The organism is Streptococcus sp. VT 162, assembly GCA_000688775.2.
In the GTDB taxonomy this organism is placed as follows: Bacteria; Bacillota; Bacilli; order Lactobacillales; family Streptococcaceae; genus Streptococcus.
In genome coordinates this window covers 1,291,881-1,309,919 of sequence record CP007628.2, presented here as the reverse complement: position 1 = coordinate 1,309,919, position 18,039 = coordinate 1,291,881, and the positions used below count along the sequence as shown (strand labels likewise).

Annotated in this window: 11 protein-coding genes and 1 pseudogene; all 12 read left to right on the top strand. The window is 41.4% G+C overall.

Features of this window, described 5'->3' with window-relative positions; all coding sequences use genetic code 11:
- The first annotated feature begins 25 nt into the window (after positions 1 to 25).
- On the top strand, positions 26 to 346 hold the full coding sequence (locus V470_06555) for a transcriptional regulator (protein ID AHZ48079.1): 321 nt from the start codon (positions 26 to 28) through the stop codon (positions 344 to 346).
- Between the two features lie 148 nt (positions 347 to 494).
- Positions 495 to 1,352: a 5,10-methylene-tetrahydrofolate cyclohydrolase gene (locus V470_06550; protein AHZ48078.1), complete on the top strand. Its 858-nt coding sequence runs from the start codon at positions 495 to 497 to the stop codon at positions 1,350 to 1,352.
- A gap of 4 nt (positions 1,353 to 1,356) precedes the next feature.
- Complete coding sequence (locus tag V470_06545) at positions 1,357 to 2,130, top strand: HAD family hydrolase (protein ID AHZ48077.1); 774 nt, start codon at positions 1,357 to 1,359, stop codon at positions 2,128 to 2,130.
- Between the two features lie 57 nt (positions 2,131 to 2,187).
- Entirely contained in the window at positions 2,188 to 3,039 is an 852-nt protein-coding gene (locus V470_06540) for a carbohydrate kinase (protein AHZ48076.1), read from the top strand.
- A 199-nt stretch (positions 3,040 to 3,238) separates the two neighbouring features.
- Positions 3,239 to 5,737: an ATP-dependent DNA helicase gene (locus V470_06535; GenBank protein ID AHZ48075.2), complete on the top strand. Its 2,499-nt coding sequence runs from the start codon at positions 3,239 to 3,241 to the stop codon at positions 5,735 to 5,737.
- On the top strand, positions 5,734 to 6,957 hold the full coding sequence (locus tag V470_06530) for a rod shape-determining protein RodA (protein AHZ48074.1): 1,224 nt from the start codon (positions 5,734 to 5,736) through the stop codon (positions 6,955 to 6,957). Before V470_06535 ends, V470_06530 begins: the two co-directional genes overlap by 4 nt.
- A gap of 10 nt (positions 6,958 to 6,967) precedes the next feature.
- Positions 6,968 to 7,522, top strand: coding sequence for a 4-methyl-5(B-hydroxyethyl)-thiazole monophosphate biosynthesis protein (locus tag V470_06525; protein ID AHZ48073.1), 555 nt, complete (start codon positions 6,968 to 6,970; stop codon positions 7,520 to 7,522).
- A gap of 309 nt (positions 7,523 to 7,831) precedes the next feature.
- Positions 7,832 to 8,695, top strand: a complete 864-nt coding sequence (locus tag V470_06520; GenBank protein ID AHZ48072.1) for an XRE family transcriptional regulator — start codon at positions 7,832 to 7,834, stop codon at positions 8,693 to 8,695.
- 86 nt (positions 8,696 to 8,781) lie between these two features.
- Positions 8,782 to 13,179: pseudogene (locus tag V470_10695) on the top strand (glucosyltransferase).
- Between the two features lie 451 nt (positions 13,180 to 13,630).
- A complete protein-coding gene (locus tag V470_06510) occupies positions 13,631 to 14,203 on the top strand; it encodes a DNA gyrase subunit B (protein ID AHZ48071.1) in 573 nt (190 codons plus the stop codon).
- 13 nt (positions 14,204 to 14,216) lie between these two features.
- Complete coding sequence (gene gyrB / locus V470_06505) at positions 14,217 to 16,163, top strand: DNA gyrase subunit B (protein ID AHZ48070.1); 1,947 nt, start codon at positions 14,217 to 14,219, stop codon at positions 16,161 to 16,163.
- 80 nt (positions 16,164 to 16,243) lie between these two features.
- Complete coding sequence (locus V470_06500; protein AHZ48069.1) at positions 16,244 to 17,971, top strand: septation ring formation regulator EzrA; 1,728 nt, start codon at positions 16,244 to 16,246, stop codon at positions 17,969 to 17,971.
- Positions 17,972 to 18,039: the final 68 nt, after the last annotated feature.

Sequence of the window (18,039 nt, the reverse complement as noted above, 5' to 3'; positions counted from 1 at the left end):
TTTTAGAAGAAATGGAGTAGGCATCATGGCTTCCAGTAAAGAATATTTAGATTTTATTCTCGAACAGCTATCAGAGCTAGAGGAGATGAGTTATCGTCCAATGATGGGAGAGTATATCCTTTATTATCGTGGGAAGATTATTGGAGGAATCTATGATAATCGTTTGTTACTGAAGCCTGTGAAGGTGGTCTTGGATCAACTGGGACAGACTAGGTTTGAACGTCCTTATGAAGGAGCTAAGGAGATGATTTTACTAGAAGAACTTGAAGATAAGTCATTTCTAGCGAGACTAATCAAGGAGATGTATGAAGTCTTACCGGCTCCAAAAGTTAAAAAGAAAGCATGACAAATTTACCCAGTATAAATAGGCATAAAAGCTCGATAAGGGCTTTTTCTTATAGTTTCAGACTATAAGGTCCATTAGTCAAGAAGTGTTAGAATGGCAAGTTATTTTTTGATATAATAGAGGATATTTGATAGAAAAGAGAAGAGATATGGCTCAGATTATCGATGGGAAGGCTCTTGCAGCTAAGTTACAAGGCCAGTTGGCTGAAAAGACGGCCAAACTAAAAGAAGAAACAGGTCTAGTTCCAGGATTGGTAGTGATTTTGGTGGGAGACAATCCTGCCAGCCAAGTCTACGTTCGCAACAAGGAACGGTCAGCTCTCGCTGCTGGCTTCCGTAGTGAAGTCGTGCGAGTTCCAGAGACCATTACCCAAGCGGAATTGTTAGACTTGATTGCCAAATACAATCAAGATCCAGCTTGGCATGGGATTTTGGTTCAATTACCTTTGCCAAAACATATTGACGAAGAGGCAGTTTTATTAGCTATTGACCCCGAAAAAGATGTGGATGGTTTCCATCCCCTAAACATGGGTCGCCTCTGGTCTGGTCATCCAGTTATGATTCCTTCGACACCTGCAGGAATTATGGAAATGTTTCATGAATATGGGATTGAGCTAGAAGGTAAAAATGCGGTTGTCATCGGTCGTTCAAATATTGTTGGAAAACCGATGGCTCAGCTTCTTTTAGCCAAGAATGCGACTGTGACCTTGACTCACTCACGCACCCATCATCTTGCTAAGGTTGCTGCTAAAGCAGATATTCTGGTGGTTGCTATCGGTCGCGCTAAGTTTGTGACTGCTGATTTTGTCAAACCAGGAGCGGTTGTCATTGACGTTGGGATGAACCGAGATGAAAATGGCAAGCTTTGTGGAGATGTTGATTATGATGCTGTTGCACCACTTGCTAGTCACATCACACCTGTACCGGGTGGAGTTGGTCCTATGACGATTACCATGCTAATGGAGCAAACCTATCAGGCAGCGCTTCGAACACTAAACAAGGACTAGAAAGATGAAATTCGTATTTGACCTGGATGGAACGCTGTCTTTTGACTATATGACCATTGATGAGGAGATTAAGCAGGTTCTTTTAAAGGCTGAAGATTATGGACATGAGCTTGTGTTTGCCTCAGCTCGCTCTTATCGGGATTGCTTGGGTTTATTAGGCCCTGAACTCAGTCAGCACTTGGTCATAGGGTTGAATGGTGGTGTGGCCTATCATTTGGGGAAGGCTATCTTTGAAAGGAATCTCGATGCTAGTGTTTATCAGGCGCTAGTAGATTATTGCCAGACCTACAATCTCCCTTTTTTTGCAGATGATTGCTTTGACTATAGCGGTCAGATTGTAGAAAAAATTCCATTTATTTCCAGTGTGGATCCCCTAAAGGTGGCTCGTCATCAGAAACTTGAGGACTTAGGGACTCCGATTAAGGTAGTCGTTTATATGGGTGACCACGAGGAGTTGCTTGATGATCTGCTTGGTCAGTTAGAAAGACTAGGACAGGCTCATCTGTCTTATCATGCGCATGAAAAGTGCCTTTATGTTAATCCCTTGGATACTCATAAGGCGACAACTGTTGAAAAGTTATGCGGGGAGAACTTCATCGCTTTTGGAAATGACCAAAACGATATTGAACTGTTTAAAACATCGCTCTATTCAGTCCAGATAGGAGATTTTGCTGGTCTTACTCCATATGCAGATGACACGTTAGAGCTTAAAGGAGCTCCTTCTCCAGCAGTTGCTGCTAAAATCTTACAGACTTTTGCGGAATTTAAGGGAAAATAGTGTAGAAGGAGGTTCGCCCCTCCTTTTGTAGTATAATGGAGTGAGAGGGAAAAAACGATGAAAGTGATTGATCAAGCTTTATTAGAAAAAGTCATTATTGAACGTTCTCGTCACAGCCATAAGGGAGATTACGGTCGCCTGCTCTTGCTGGGAGGGACCTATCCTTATGGGGGAGCTATCATCATGTCTGCCTTGGCAGCTGTAAAAAGTGGTGCAGGATTGGTGACCGTTGGAACAGATAGGGAAAATATCCTTGCTCTACACAGTCATTTACCGGAGGCCATGGCATTTTCTCTTCAAGACCAGCAATTGTTAAAAGAGCAGTTGGAAAAGGCAGAAGTTATCTTGATAGGTCCGGGTTTACGAGAGGATGCATTCGGAGAAGAACTCGTAAAACGAGTCTTTGACAGCCATAGAAAAGACCAGATTTTGATTGTAGATGGCGGCGCTTTGGGCATCTTAGCAAAAGCTCATTTTCCATTCCCATCTAGTCAGCTCATCCTAACTCCCCACCAAAAGGAATGGGAAAGACTGTCTGATATAGTTCTTGACCATCAAAATACAGAGACGACTGCTAGGGCTCTTTCAGCGTTTCCTCAAGGAACGATTCTAGTCGAGAAGGGGCCAGCAACTCGTATCTGGCAAGCTGGTCAACCTGAATATTATCAGTTACAGGTTGGAGGCCCCTATCAAGCAACTGGTGGAATGGGAGATACTCTGGCTGGGATGATTGCAGGTTTTACAGGTCAGTTTCACCAAGTCAGCCTCTATGAAAGAGTGGTGGTAGCGACTTACCTTCATTCAGCTATCGCGCAAGAACTAGCTCAAGAAAACTACCTTGTCTTGCCTACCGAAATTAGTAAAGCTCTTCCGAAAACAATGAAAAAAATATCTCAAAAAGGCAGCTAATACCTTGGTTGCCTTTTTATGTTGATGTAGCTTTGTTGATAAGATCTTCAACTAGCTTAGAACCAGCAATCAACTGCTAAACTTGCGTGAAATTCTCACTTTTAAGGTCTTGATTTTTACTCAAACTCGCAAGGAAAGTGAGATTGTTATCAAAGTTGAGGGGTGTCAAATCATGCTTTTTTTGATATAATTTTTAATGATGAATGCGAGAAATGATCGGTATGTGGTCGTTGATTTAGAGGCGACCAGCACCGGAAGCAAGGCAAAAATTATTCAAGTAGGCATTGTGGTGATTGAGAATGGTGAAATCATCGATCAGTATGCGACTGATGTCAATCCTCATGAACCCTTGGATTCTCATATCAAAGAATTAACAGGTCTGACCGATCAACGTTTGGCTGTGGCACCAGAATTTTCTCAGGTGGCTGGAAAAATTTTTGAATTGGTTAAGGACGGTATTTTTGTTGCGCACAATGTACAGTTTGATGCCAACCTTCTTGCAGAATTTCTCTTTTTTGAAGGATATGAATTGCGCACACCGCGGGTGGATACAGTTGAGCTTGCCCAGGTTCTGTATCCTCAGTTTGAAAAGTATAACTTAGGTATCCTTTGTCAAGAGTTGGGAATTGAGCTGGAACATGCCCACACTGCCCTGTCAGATGCTCAGGCAACAGCTGAACTCTTGCTTTACATGCGTCAAAAACTTTTTGAGCTACCTAAAGGGCTCTTAGAAAGCTTGTTAGACCTTGCAGACAACCTTCTCTATGAAAGTTATCTGTTGATTGAGGAGGTTTACCAGCAACAATCTCTCTTATCTTCGCCAGACTTGATGGAGCTTCATGGGCTTTTCCTCAGAAAGGAAAGCAAAGCCTTAGTCCCACGAAAGTTATCCAAAGCCTTTGCTAAAAACATTTCTTTATTGGGGCTGGAGGAGCGACCGCAACAGATGGAATTTGCGGAGAAGATTGAGCAATTATTGGAAGAACACCAGACTTCCTTTATCCAAGCCCAAACGGGACTGGGCAAGACTTATGGTTATCTCCTCCCAGCTTTGAACTTGGAGAGTCAAGTAGGTATCCTAGTGAGTGTTCCGACCAAAATTCTTCAAAATCAAATCATGCAAGAAGAAGGTCAGCGCTTAAAAGAGGTTTTCCATCTGGAGATTCATAGTCTCAAGGGTCCTCAAAACTATTTAAAACTGGATGCCTTTCACAGAGTTCTCCATCGATCAGAGTCCAATCGCCTTTTCACACGCTTTAAAATGCAGTTGCTTATCTGGCTAACAGAGTCAGAGACAGGTGACTTGGACGAAATCGGGCAGCTTTATCGCTACCAGCACTTTCTGCCAGAACTAGTCCACGATGGCAAGCTTTCAAAGAAAAGTTTATTTGCCACAGAGGATTTTTGGAAACGAGGGCAGGAAAAGGCCAAGACCAGTCGCGTTCTCTTGACTAATCATGCCTATCTGGTCACTCGTTTGGAAGACAATCCAGAGTTTGTCGATAACCGTTTGCTGATCTTGGATGAAGCTCAAAAAATGCTGCTAGCTCTCGAAAATCTAGCCCAGCAGGCTTATCGCCTTGAGGAACTTGTAACTCAAATTGAAAAGTCCTTGGAGACAGAGGAAGATTTGGTTCAGAAACGCTTGCTGGAGAGTATAGGTTTTGAATGTCGTTACTTGATGGAGCACTATCAGTCAGGTCTGAAGAATGGAAAGTGGTTGGATTCTCTTGAAGAGTTGCGCCAACATTTTTCGGAGTTAACTCTCCCAGAGTATCGAGAAATTGCAAACTTTTTCACCTCGGATCGTGAATTTTGGCTTGCTACAGCAGAGAAATCGAGCAAGGATGTCTTGATTTGTTCAAGTAAAAAAGGCCGCTTTATACTAGCAGACTTATTGCCAGAAGATTGTAGACTCCTAGGAGTATCGGCCACTCTTGAAATCAGTAATCGGGTTTCCTTAGCAGATTTGTTGGGATTTCCAGATGCTCCGCTTGTTAAGCTTGATGTAGCAAAGCAGGAGCAACAAGAAGTCTTTCTAGTCGATGATTTTCCTCTTGTGACAGAAGTTTCACCTGTTGACTATGCTAGTGAAGTGGCTTCTGTCACTCGAAGCTTACAGGCCTTTCAAGAACCCATACTGGTCTTGTTTACCTCAAAAGAGATGTTGCTGGCTGTTTCAGACCTGCTCGACCAACCGCATCTAGCTCAGTATAAAAATGGGGAACCAAGCCAACTGAAAAAACGTTTTGAAAAAGGTGAACGCCAGATCTTACTCGGAACAGGTAGTTTCTGGGAAGGAGTTGATTTTTCAACCCATCCTTGCGTGATCCAAGTGATTCCGAGATTGCCTTTCCAAAACCCCCAAGAACCGTTAACCAAAAAATTAAACCAAGAACTGCGTCAAGAAGGGAAAAATCCTTTCTATGATTATCAGTTGCCGATGGCGATTATTCGGCTAAAACAAGCTCTGGGCCGTACTGTTAGAAGATCTGACCAAGGTTCGGTTGCTGTTATCTTAGACAGTCGTGTCGTTAGCAAGCGTTACGGCAAACAAATCGCCCAGGCCTTGTCAAAAGAAAGGGCTGTTCAGGTTCTTTCTAGAGAACAGCTAGAGCCTGCTGTAGCTGATTTTCTCCAATCTCGTCGCAATAGAATGAAAGAAAAATCCAAGAAAGAGAAAAGGTATAAAATATGAAACGTTCCTTCGACTCTCGAGTCGATTATAGCCTCCTCCTACCAGTGTTTTGTTTACTGGTGATTGGAGTAGTGGCCATTTATATAGCAGTTAGTCATGACTATCCAAATAATGTATTACCAATTCTAGGTCAGCAAATCGCTTGGATTTCCTTGGGCCTTGTCATTGGTTTTGTGGTCATGTTCTTTAATACCGAGTTTTTATGGAAGGTGACTCCCTATCTTTATGGTCTAGGGCTAGCTTTGATGATCCTACCTCTTGTTTTCTACAATCCAAATCTTGTAGCGTCAACAGGTGCCAAGAACTGGGTATCGATTGGTGGAACGACACTTTTCCAGCCATCGGAGTTCATGAAGATTTCCTATATCTTGATGTTGGCTCGAGCCATTGTAAGATTCACTCAAAGACACAAGGAATGGCGACGGACTATTCCCTTGGATTTCCTATTGATTGGTTGGATGATCGCCTTTACCATACCAGTCTTGCTCCTCTTAGCCCTACAAAGTGATCTGGGGACTGCCTTGGTCTTTGTAGCTATTTTTTCCGGTATGGTTCTCCTTTCAGGTGTTTCGTGGAAGATTATCATTCCGGTATTTGCGACAGGAGTGACTGCAGTTGCAGGCTTCATGGCCATCTTTATAAGCAAGGATGGACGTGCCTTCTTGCATCAGATTGGGATGCCGACCTACCAGATCAACCGCATCTTGGCTTGGCTCAATCCCTTTGACTTTGCGCAAACAACGACTTACCAACAGGCGCAGGGACAAATTGCGATTGGAAGTGGTGGCTTGTTTGGACAAGGTTTTAATGTGTCCAATCTCCTCATTCCAGTACGTGAAAGTGATATGATTTTCACCGTAATTGCTGAAGACTTTGGCTTTATTGGTTCAGTCTTTGTAGTTGCTTTATACTTGCTTCTCATCTACCGTATGTTGAAGATTACGCTCAGGTCAAATAACCAGTTCTACACCTACATTTCGACTGGTTTTATCATGATGTTGCTCTTCCATATCTTTGAAAATATCGGTGCCGTGACAGGCTTACTTCCTTTGACAGGTATTCCTCTGCCATTTATTTCTCAAGGGGGCTCCGCAATTATTAGTAACCTCATCGGTGTTGGTCTCCTCTTGTCTATGAGTTACCAGACCAATCTAGCAGAAGAGAAAAGTGGAAAAGTTCCATTCAAACGAAAGAAAGTCGTCCTAAAACAAATCAAATAAGGAGGCCACTATGGCAAAAGTTGCAGTTATCTTAGCAAATGGCTTTGAAGAAATCGAAGCCTTGACAGTAATCGATGTCTTGCGTCGAGCAAACATTTCCTGTGATATGGTAGGATTTGAGGAGCAGGTGACGGGATCACATGACATTCGGGTAACAGCCGACCGTATCTTTGATGGTGATTTGTCTGACTATGACTTGGTAGTTCTTCCAGGTGGCATGCCAGGATCAGCTCACCTACGGGATAATCCAGCCCTCATTTCTGAGATTAAAGCCTTTGATCAAGCTGGAAAGAAAATTGCAGCTATCTGTGCAGCTCCAATCGCTCTCCATCAAGCAGGTGTCCTGAAAGACAAGCACTTTACTTGTTATGACGGAGTTCAGGAGCAAATTACTGACGGAATTTATCAAAAGCAAACAGTGGTTGTGGATGGTAATCTAACAACCAGCCGAGGACCGTCAACTGCCCTTGCCTTTGCCTATGAGTTGGTAGAGCAATTGGGAGGAGATGCCGAAAGTTTACGAGACGGCATGCTCTATCGAGATGTCTTTGGAAATCAACAGTAAGACGAGAGTTCGGCTCTCGTTTTTTTTATTTACTCCGTGTCTAAAAATGTTTCATATGATTGTCTTGCGATTTTATATCAAACTTTTATAAATCAATCAAGCTTTGTCTAGCATAAGAAGGAAATCAATAGTTTCATGAAAAAGATAGAATATTCAATAAATGCTATATTAAACGATCTTATCATGCGAATTAATCTGCTTGTATTAATTTGAAATATAAAGTACTTTCTCTGTAATATAATTGAAACGTGTTACTAGTATATTAAAATTAGTAAGAATTTTTTGCATATACGAAACTGGGGGAGTGATATGTTGGAAACTTTCGGAAAAATATTCAAAGTCATTAGAGAATCAAAAAAAATGTCCCTGAAAGAGGTGGCTGCTGGTGATATTTCCGTGGCTCAGCTATCCCGTTTTGAACGGGGAGTCAATGGGATCACACTTGATTCTTTTTATTGTTGTTTAAAAAATATGGCTGTTTCCCTAGAGGAGTTTCAGTATGTTTACCATAATTACATTGATTCAGATGATGTGCTGTTCTCAAAAAAAGTAGCTGATGCATATCAGGAAAACAATGTTGTCAAGCTCCAAAATATTTTGTCTAGCTCAGAAGCTTTGACCGAACAGTTTCCTGAGAAAAAAAACTATAAACTCAATACGATCATTGTCAGGGCCCTCTTGTCCTCCTGTTGCTCAGATTTTCAGATTAGCAAGAAGGATATAGAATTCCTGACGGATCATCTCTTTTCTGTTGAGGAGTGGGGACGTTATGAACTCTGGCTTTTTACAAACAGTGTTGATTTGATGACCTTGGAAACGCTGGAAACCTTTGCTAGTGAGATGATCAATCGTACCCAGTTTTATAACAACCTACCTGAAAATCGTCGCCGTATTATCAAGATGCTACTTAATGTCATTAGCGTCTGTATAGAAGGAAACCATCTGCTAGTTGCTATGAGGTTTCTCAATTATCTAGACCACTCTAAAATCCCTGAAACAGATCTATATGATCGAACGCTGATTAAGTATCATAGGGCTCTGTATGCCTACAAGGTCGGGAATACTAATGCTCTCAGTGACATCGAGCAATGCCTATCTTTTTTTGAATTTTTAGATTCCTTTGGTGTTGCCCAAAAGCTTAAAGAACAGTTTGAAAGAATTTGCCTTTCATAGTTGTAGATGTGCAACAAAAAATGATCATTTTGAAAAATATACTAGAATAAGGGCATAACTTTATACTAAATTCAGAAGGAGGCTTTATGATGGAGAAAAAGATTCATTATAAGATGCATAAAGTTAAGAAAAATTGGGTAGCCATTGCTTTGACTACCTTGGCCCTTATTGTAGCACCAAAGGTACTTGGTCTAGAACCAGGCGTTGTCCATGCGGATGATGTAAAGCAGGTTGTAGTTCAAGAACCTGCTACAGCTCAGACTAGTGGTCCGGGTCAGCAAACTCCAGCCCAAGCAAACGTAGCATCTGAGCAAGAAGCAGAAAAAGCAACCCCTGCAGACAAGGTGACAGGCGATGCTGCTGCTAGTGATAAGTCTGCTAAACCAGCAGAAAATACAGAAGCAACAGTTCAAACCAATGCTCAAGAGCCTGCTAAACCAGCAGATACGAAAGAAGCATCTACAGAAAAGGCTGCTGTTGCTGAAGAAGTTAAAGCTGCTAATGCAATCACAGAAACTCCTAAAACAGAAGTAGCAGACCAGGATAAACAAGCAAGGCCAACAACTGCCCAAGAGGAAGATGACAACAAACGAGAAAAAACGGCTGTTGAAGACAAGATTGTTGCAAATCCAAAGGTTGCAAAGAAAGATCGCTTGCTCGAACCTGCTCAAAAACAAGGAGCAGTAGCTGAAAGAATGGTGGCAGATCAGGCTCAACCTGCACCTGTAAATGCTGATCACGATGATGATGTCCTATCTCATATTAAGACCATTGATGGTAAAAATTACTATGTTCAGGACGATGGTACAGTTAAAAAGAACTTTGCAGTTGAACTTAATGGGAGAATACTTTATTTTGATGCAGAAACGGGTGCCTTAGTTGATTCAAATGAATATCAGTTCCAACAAGGAACCAGCAGTCTTAATAATGAATTCTCCCAAAAGAATGCTTTCTATGGTACGACTGACAAGGATATCGAAACTGTAGACGGTTATTTGACAGCAGATAGCTGGTATCGTCCAAAGTTCATCTTAAAAGATGGAAAAACATGGACGGCTTCGACAGAAACAGACTTGCGTCCCCTTTTGATGGCTTGGTGGCCTGATAAACGTACTCAGATTAATTACCTCAACTATATGAACCAGCAAGGTCTGGGAGCAGGTGCTTTTGAAAACAAAGTGGAACAAGCTCTCCTGACAGGTGCTTCTCAGCAGGTTCAGCGCAAAATTGAGGAAAAAATTGGTAAAGAAGGCGATACCAAATGGTTGAGAACGCTGATGGGTGCCTTTGTCAAAACCCAGCCAAACTGGAATATCAAGTCAGAGTCTGAAACAACTGGTACTAAAAAGGACCACTTGCAGGGTGGAGCTTTGCTTTATACCAATAATGAGAAGAGCTCTCATGCTAAGTCTAAATTCCGTCTGCTTAACCGTACCCCTACTAGTCAAACAGGTACACCTAAGTACTTTATTGACAAGTCAAACGGTGGTTATGAGTTCTTGCTCGCTAACGACTTTGACAACTCTAATCCAGCTGTTCAAGCCGAACAACTCAACTGGTTGCATTTTATGATGAACTTTGGAAGCATTGTAGCCAATGATCCGACTGCTAATTTTGATGGAGTTCGTGTCGATGCGGTGGACAATGTCAACGCAGACTTGCTCCAAATCGCATCTGACTACTTCAAGTCTCGCTACAAGGTGGGAGAAAGTGAAGAAGAAGCCATCAAGCATTTGTCTATCTTGGAAGCTTGGTCTGATAACGATCCCGACTACAACAAAGATACTAAAGGCGCTCAACTAGCAATTGACAACAAGCTACGCTTGTCCTTGCTTTATTCATTCATGCGTAATCTATCTATCCGTAGCGGAGTAGAGCCAACGATTACAAATAGTTTAAATGACCGTTCTTCTGAAAAGAAAAATGGCGAACGGATGGCTAACTATATCTTTGTTCGGGCTCATGATAGTGAAGTACAAACTGTTATTGCTGACATCATCCGAGAAAATATCAATCCAAATACGGATGGTTTGACCTTTACAATGGATGAACTCAAGCAAGCCTTCAAGATCTACAACGAAGATATGCGCAAGGCAGACAAGAAGTATACGCAGTTCAACATCCCAACTGCTCATGCTCTCATGCTCTCCAATAAAGACTCTATCACTCGGGTCTACTATGGTGATCTCTATACCGATGATGGTCAATACATGGAGAAAAAATCTCCATACCACGACGCTATTGATGCCTTGTTGCGTGCTCGTATTAAGTATGTAGCAGGTGGACAAGACATGAAAGTTACATATATGGGTGTACCTCGTGAGGCTGATAAATGGTCTTACAATGGTATTTTGACTTCTGTCCGCTACGGTACTGGTGCCAATGAAGCAACAGATGAAGGAACAGCAGAAACTCGTACTCAAGGGATGGCTGTTATTGCTTCAAACAACCCTAACCTCAAGTTAAATGTATGGGATAAACTGCAAGTCAATATGGGAGCAGCCCACAAGAATCAATACTATCGTCCTGTACTTTTGACGACCAAAGATGGTATTTCCCGCTATCTAACTGACGAAGAAGTGCCGCAATCGCTCTGGAAGAAGACAGATGCTAATGGTATTTTGACCTTTGATATGAATGATATCGCAGGCTACAGCAATGTACAGGTTTCTGGTTATCTGGCTGTTTGGGTACCAGTTGGCGCTAAGGCAGATCAGGATGCTCGTACAACAGCTAGCAAGAAGAAAAATGCTAGTGGTCAGGTCTACGAATCTAGCGCAGCTCTTGATTCTCAGTTGATTTACGAAGGCTTCTCTAACTTCCAAGACTTTGCAACCCGCGATGACCAATATACCAATAAAGTCATTGCTAAAAATGTCAACCTCTTCAAGGAATGGGGAGTAACTTCATTTGAGCTACCACCTCAGTATGTATCTAGTCAAGACGGTACTTTCTTAGATTCTATCATTCAGAATGGTTATGCCTTTGAAGACCGCTACGATATGGCGATGAGCAAGAACAATAAATATGGTTCTTTAAAAGATTTGCTCAATGCTCTTCGTGCGCTTCACAGTGTCAATATCCAAGCCATTGCGGACTGGGTACCAGACCAAATCTATAACCTACCAGGTAAGGAAGTGGTAACAGCAACACGTGTCAATAACTATGGAACCTACCGTGAAGGTTCAGAAATCAAGGAAAAACTCTATGTAGCTAATAGTAAAACTAATGGGACTGATTTCCAAGGTAAGTACGGTGGGGCCTTCTTGGATGAGCTTAAAGCTAAATATCCAGAGATCTTTGAACGAGTACAGATTTCCAATGGTCAAAAGATGAGAACAGATGAGAAGATTACCAAGTGGTCGGCTAAGTACTTTAATGGTACCAATATCTTAGGTCGTGGTGCTTACTATGTTCTTAAAGACTGGGCTAGCAACGACTACCTCACTAACAAAAATGGCGATATAGTATTGCCTAAGCAATTAGTTAATAAGAATGCTTATACAGGATTTGTTAGTGATGCCAATGGTACTAAGTTCTATTCAACTAGTGGTTATCAAGCTAAAAATTCCTTTATCCAAGATGAAAATGGAAATTGGTATTACTTCGATAAACGAGGTTATCTTGTAACAGGTGCTCATGAAATTGATGGCAAGCACGTTTATTTCTTGAAGAATGGTATTCAACTTCGTGATTCTATCCGTGAAGATGAAAACGGTAATCAGTACTACTATGATCAAACTGGTGCCCAAGTTCTCAACCGTTACTACACTACTGATGGTGAAAACTGGCGTTACTTTGATGCCAAGGGCGTTATGGCTCGAGGTCTTGTCAAGATAGGAGATGGACAGCAATTCTTTGATGAAAACGGCTATCAGGTTAAGGGCAAGATTGTGAGTGCTAAGGATGGTAAACTTCGTTACTTTGACAAGGATTCAGGGAATGCTGCTACAAACCGCTTTGCCCAAGGTGATAACCCAAGTGATTGGTACTATTTCGGAGCAGATGGAGTTGCTGTGACAGGTCTTCAAAAGATTGGTCAACAAACACTTTACTTTGACCAAGATGGCAAGCAAGTCAAGGGTAAAATCGTGACACACTCTTCGAAAATCTCTTCAAACCACGTCAGCTTCGCCTTACCGTATATATGTTACTGACTTCGTCAGTTCTATCTACAACCTCAAAGCAGTAACTCAGGAGAGATGGCAACCAACAAATTTGTCGAAGGTTCCCAAAATGAGTGGTACTATTTTGACCAAGCTGGAAAAGCAGTGACAGGCTTGCAGCAAGTTGGTCAACAGACTCTCTATTTCACGCAAGATGGCAAGCAAGTCAAAGGAAAAGTTGTTGATGTGAATGGAGTTAGTCGATATTTCGATGCCAATTCAGGGGATATGGCTCGAAACAAATGGATTCAACTTGAAGATGGAAGTTGGATGTATTTTGACCGCGATGGTAGAGGTCAAAACTTCGGAAGAAACTAAGCGAATTTAGCTCAACAAAAATCAAACTTTATCTGACGATATACAAAAACGATAACTCCTTTAAAGGACGTTATCGTTTTTTGCCTGTTTGGAGAATAAATGACAATTGAAAAGAAAGATGGAATCATTGGGAACTGTAATGAATTAACAAGGGACTCCATATTGGAATAATCTTTTTCTGCACTCTATTGTGGTATTCAAAGCAATGAGTATTCTATTTTTAAAGTTTGAAAATCCAAAAGCGTTTCGTTTGTGAACAATGACGCGGTTGTTAGTAGTTTCTATTCTTTAATTTGTACATTTGAGATAAGAAAGATTTTGCTTGATTATTTATAGAGGAGCTATTCTTCACAAAAAGGCTCCATAGATGCAATAGTGTTTTACTCTCTATATAAATTATAGAGCCGAAAAATCTAGGAAATCATCGCTTTTTTCATAAAAAAATGGTATAATGAAGGGTATGAAATATCACGACTATATATGGGATTTAGGTGGTACCCTATTGGATAATTATGAGACTTCTACTGCAGCCTTTGTAGAAACCTTAGCCCAATACGGAATAGAGCAAGAACACGACCGAGTCTACGAAGCTTTGAAGGTTTCGACAGCTTTTGCCATCGAGAAGTTTGCACCAGATATCGAGGATTTTTTAGAGAACTATAAAGAAAATGAAGCGCGTGAGCTAGAACATCCAGTTTTGTTTGAGGGAATTCCAGAATTACTCAAAGACGTTTCGGACAAGGGTGGTCGCCATTTCTTGGTTTCTCATCGAAATGACCAAGTTCTAGAACTTCTTGCTAAGACCCAGATAGCGAACTACTTCACCGAGGTGGTGACTGCCAGTTCTGGCTTTAAACGAAAACCAGATCCTGAGTCCATGATTTATTTACGTGATAAATATCATATTACATCTGGTTTGGTCATTGGTGACAGAAATATAGATGTAGAAGCAGGTAAAGCTGCTGGCTTAGATGCCTATCTTTTTAATAACGTTGCGACATTGAGACAAGCAATAGACATGTAAGAAAAGGGAAAAAATGACAGAAGAAATCAAAAATCAACAGGCACAGGATTATGATGCCAGTCAAATTCAAGTTTTGGAGGGACTTGAAGCTGTTCGTATGCGTCCAGGTATGTATATTGGATCGACTTCAAAAGAAGGTCTTCACCATCTAGTATGGGAAATCGTTGATAACTCAATTGACGAAGCCCTAGCTGGATTTGCCAGTCACATCCAAGTCTTTATAGAGCCAGATAACTCCATCACCGTAGTGGATGATGGGCGTGGAATTCCTGTTGATATTCAGGAAAAGACAGGACGTCCCGCTGTTGAGACCGTCTTTACAGTTCTTCACGCTGGAGGAAAATTCGGCGGTGGCGGTTACAAGGTTTCAGGTGGATTGCACGGTGTAGGTTCATCAGTAGTAAACGCTCTTTCAACGCAACTAGATGTTCATGTCCACAAAAATGGTAAGATTCATTACCAAGAATACCGTCGTGGTCATGTTGTTGCTGATCTTGAGGTGGTTGGAGATACGGATAAAACGGGAACAACAGTTCACTTCACACCAGATCCAGAGATTTTTACAGAAACAACAACTTTTGACTTTGAAAAATTAAACAAACGTATTCAAGAACTAGCCTTTTTGAATCGAGGCCTTCGAATCTCCATCACAGATAGGCGTGAAGGTCTCGAACAGACTAAACATTACCACTATGAGGGTGGGATTGCTAGCTACGTTGAATATATCAACGAGAACAAGGATGTGATCTTTGATACACCAATCTACACAGACGGTGAGATGGATGATATCACAGTTGAAGTAGCCATGCAGTACACAACCGGTTACCACGAAAACGTCATGAGTTTCGCCAATAACATTCACACCCATGAAGGTGGAACACATGAGCAAGGTTTCCGTACAGCTCTGACGCGTGTTATCAATGATTATGCCCGCAAGAATAAGCTACTAAAAGACAATGAAGATAACCTAACAGGAGAAGATGTCCGTGAAGGTTTGACAGCAGTTATCTCAGTTAAGCATCCAAATCCGCAGTTTGAAGGACAAACCAAGACCAAACTGGGGAATAGTGAAGTAGTCAAGATTACCAATCGCCTCTTCAGCGATGCCTTCTCTGATTTCCTTATGGAAAATCCACAGATCGCCAAGCGTATCGTGGAAAAAGGGATCTTGGCTGCCAAGGCTCGTGTAGCTGCCAAGCGTGCGCGTGAAGTCACACGCAAGAAATCTGGTTTGGAAATTTCCAATCTTCCTGGAAAACTAGCAGACTGTTCTTCGAACAACCCAGCTGAAACCGAACTCTTCATCGTCGAAGGAGACTCAGCTGGTGGATCAGCCAAATCTGGTCGTAACCGTGAGTTCCAGGCTATCCTTCCAATTCGTGGTAAGATCTTGAACGTTGAAAAAGCTAGCATGGATAAAATCCTTGCAAACGAAGAAATTCGAAGTCTTTTCACAGCCATGGGAACAGGATTTGGTGCAGAATTTGATGTCACTAAGGCTCGTTACCAAAAACTCGTTTTGATGACCGATGCCGATGTTGATGGAGCCCACATTCGAACTCTCCTGCTAACCTTGATTTACCGCTACATGAAACCAATCTTAGAGGCTGGTTATGTCTATATTGCCCAACCACCGATTTATGGGGTTAAAGTGGGAAGTGAGATCAAAGAATACATTCAACCTGGTGCAGATCAAGAAATTAAACTCCAAGAAGCCTTAGCACGTCATAGTGAAGGGCGTTCAAAACCAACCATCCAACGTTATAAAGGTTTGGGAGAAATGGATGACCACCAATTGTGGGAAACAACCATGGATCCTGAACATCGCTTGATGGCGCGTGTTTCGGTAGATGATGCTGCCGAAGCAGATAAAATCTTTGATATGTTGATGGGGGATCGAGTAGAACCTCGTCGCGAATTTATCGAAGAAAACGCTGTTTACAGTACACTTGACGTCTAAAAAATGTGGGAAATAGTTCCCTTGGTTTAAAAAATATGATATAATCATTACGATTGTTTCTAGTATAAAAGGAGTTTGATATGTCTAATGGACAACTAATTTATCTAATGGTTGCGATTGCAGTCATTCTGATCTTAGCTTATGTAACAGCTATCTTTTTACGTAAGCGTAATGTAAGTAGATTAACGGCCCTTGAAGAAAGAAAAGAAGAACTCTACAACCTTCCTGTAAATGATGAGGTTGAAGCCGTTAAAAACATGCACTTGATTGGTCAAAGCCAGGTGACCTTCCGTGAATGGAACCAAAAATGGGTTGATTTATCTCTGAACTCATTTGCTGATATTGAAAATCACCTCTTTGAAGCTGAAAGCTACAATAATTCTTTCCGTTTTTTCAAAGCTGCTCACAAGATTGATCAAATTGAGAGCCAAATCGGCTTGATTGAAGAAGATATTGCAGCTATTCGCAATGCCCTTTCTGAACTTGAAAAGCAAGAATCTAAGAATAGTGGCCGTGTCCTTCATGCCTTGGACTTGTTTGAATCCCTTCAACATACCGTTGCAGAAGACTCGGAGAAATATGGGAAGGCCCTTCCTGAGATTGAGAAACAATTGGAAAACATCCAATCTGAATTCTCTCAATTTGTTACCCTAAATTCATCAGGTGACCCGGTTGAAGCCGCAGCAATTCTTGATTCAACTGAAAATCATATTCTTGCTTTGACACACATCGTTGAGCGAATTCCAGCTCTTGTTGAAACCTTGACAAAAGAACTGCCAGAACAATTAGCAGATTTGGAAGAAGGCTATCGCAAGCTGTTGGATGCCAACTACCACTTTACAGAAACAGATATCGAGTCTCGTTTCCAACTTTTGCATGAGTCTTTGAAAAATAATCAAGAAAATATTCGTCAGTTGGAATTGGACAATGCAGAGTATGAAAATAATCGCATCCAAGAAGAAATCAACGCACTTTATGATATCTTCACTCGTGAAATTGCAGCTCAAAAAGTGGTTGAAAGTCTTCTTTCGACATTACCAACTTATCTCAACCACTTGAAAGAAAATAATCAGGTGCTTGTTCAAGATCTTGAACGTTTGACTAAAACCTACCTTCTTCCTGAAAGTGATGGAAATCATGTTCGTCGTCTTCAAGCAGAATTGGCTGCACTTGATACGGCAATCATGGAAGTGACAGAGGATCAAGGTGAGTCAACACAAGCCTACTCTGCTCTTGAAGAACAGTTGGAAATGCTTCAAAGCAACCTCAAGGATATTGAGGATGAGCAAATCTCTGTTAGCGAACGACTTGCGCAAATTGAAAAAGACGACCTCAATGCTCGCCAAAAAGCAAATGTCTATGTGAACCGTTTGCATACTATCAAACGTTACATGGAGAAGAGAAACTTGCCAGGTATTCCTCAAAGTTTCTTGAAACTTTTCTTTACTGCAAGTCATAACACAGAAGATTTGATGGCAGAGTTAGAACAACCGCAAGTGAATATTGAATCGGTTAAACGAATTCTTGAAATTGCAACAAATGATATGGAAGCACTTGAAACAGAAACCTATGATATCGTTCAATATGCAACCTTGACGGAGCAACTCTTGCAATACTCAAACCGTTACCGTTCATTCGATGAACGTATCCAAGAGGCCTTCAACGAAGCGCTTGAAATTTTTGAAAAAGAGTTTGACTACCAAGCGTCGTTTGAAAAAATTTCACAAGCCTTGGAAGTTGCTGAACCGGGGGTTACAAACCGTTTTGTCACTTCATATGAGAAAACACGTGAAGCGATTCGTTTTTAAAAATAGAAGCTTAGAAGATTTCTAAGCTTTTTTATTTTCCTAAAAAGAAGACAGAATCCCTGTTTATC

Excerpts from the sequence above, each read along its gene's own strand:
- V470_06555 (AHZ48079.1), top strand. The coding sequence starts at position 26 with ATGGCTTCCAGTAAAGAATATTTAGATTTTATTCTCGAACAGCTATCA.
- V470_06550 (AHZ48078.1), top strand. The coding sequence starts at position 495 with ATGGCTCAGATTATCGATGGGAAGGCTCTTGCAGCTAAGTTACAAGGC.
- V470_06545 (AHZ48077.1), top strand. The coding sequence starts at position 1,357 with ATGAAATTCGTATTTGACCTGGATGGAACGCTGTCTTTTGACTATATG.
- V470_06540 (AHZ48076.1), top strand. The coding sequence starts at position 2,188 with ATGAAAGTGATTGATCAAGCTTTATTAGAAAAAGTCATTATTGAACGT.
- V470_06535 (AHZ48075.2), top strand. The coding sequence starts at position 3,239 with ATGAATGCGAGAAATGATCGGTATGTGGTCGTTGATTTAGAGGCGACC.
- V470_06530 (AHZ48074.1), top strand. The coding sequence starts at position 5,734 with ATGAAACGTTCCTTCGACTCTCGAGTCGATTATAGCCTCCTCCTACCA.
- V470_06525 (AHZ48073.1), top strand. The coding sequence starts at position 6,968 with ATGGCAAAAGTTGCAGTTATCTTAGCAAATGGCTTTGAAGAAATCGAA.
- V470_06520 (AHZ48072.1), top strand. The coding sequence starts at position 7,832 with ATGTTGGAAACTTTCGGAAAAATATTCAAAGTCATTAGAGAATCAAAA.
- V470_06510 (AHZ48071.1), top strand. The coding sequence starts at position 13,631 with ATGAAGGGTATGAAATATCACGACTATATATGGGATTTAGGTGGTACC.
- gyrB (AHZ48070.1), top strand. The coding sequence starts at position 14,217 with ATGACAGAAGAAATCAAAAATCAACAGGCACAGGATTATGATGCCAGT.
- V470_06500 (AHZ48069.1), top strand. The coding sequence starts at position 16,244 with ATGTCTAATGGACAACTAATTTATCTAATGGTTGCGATTGCAGTCATT.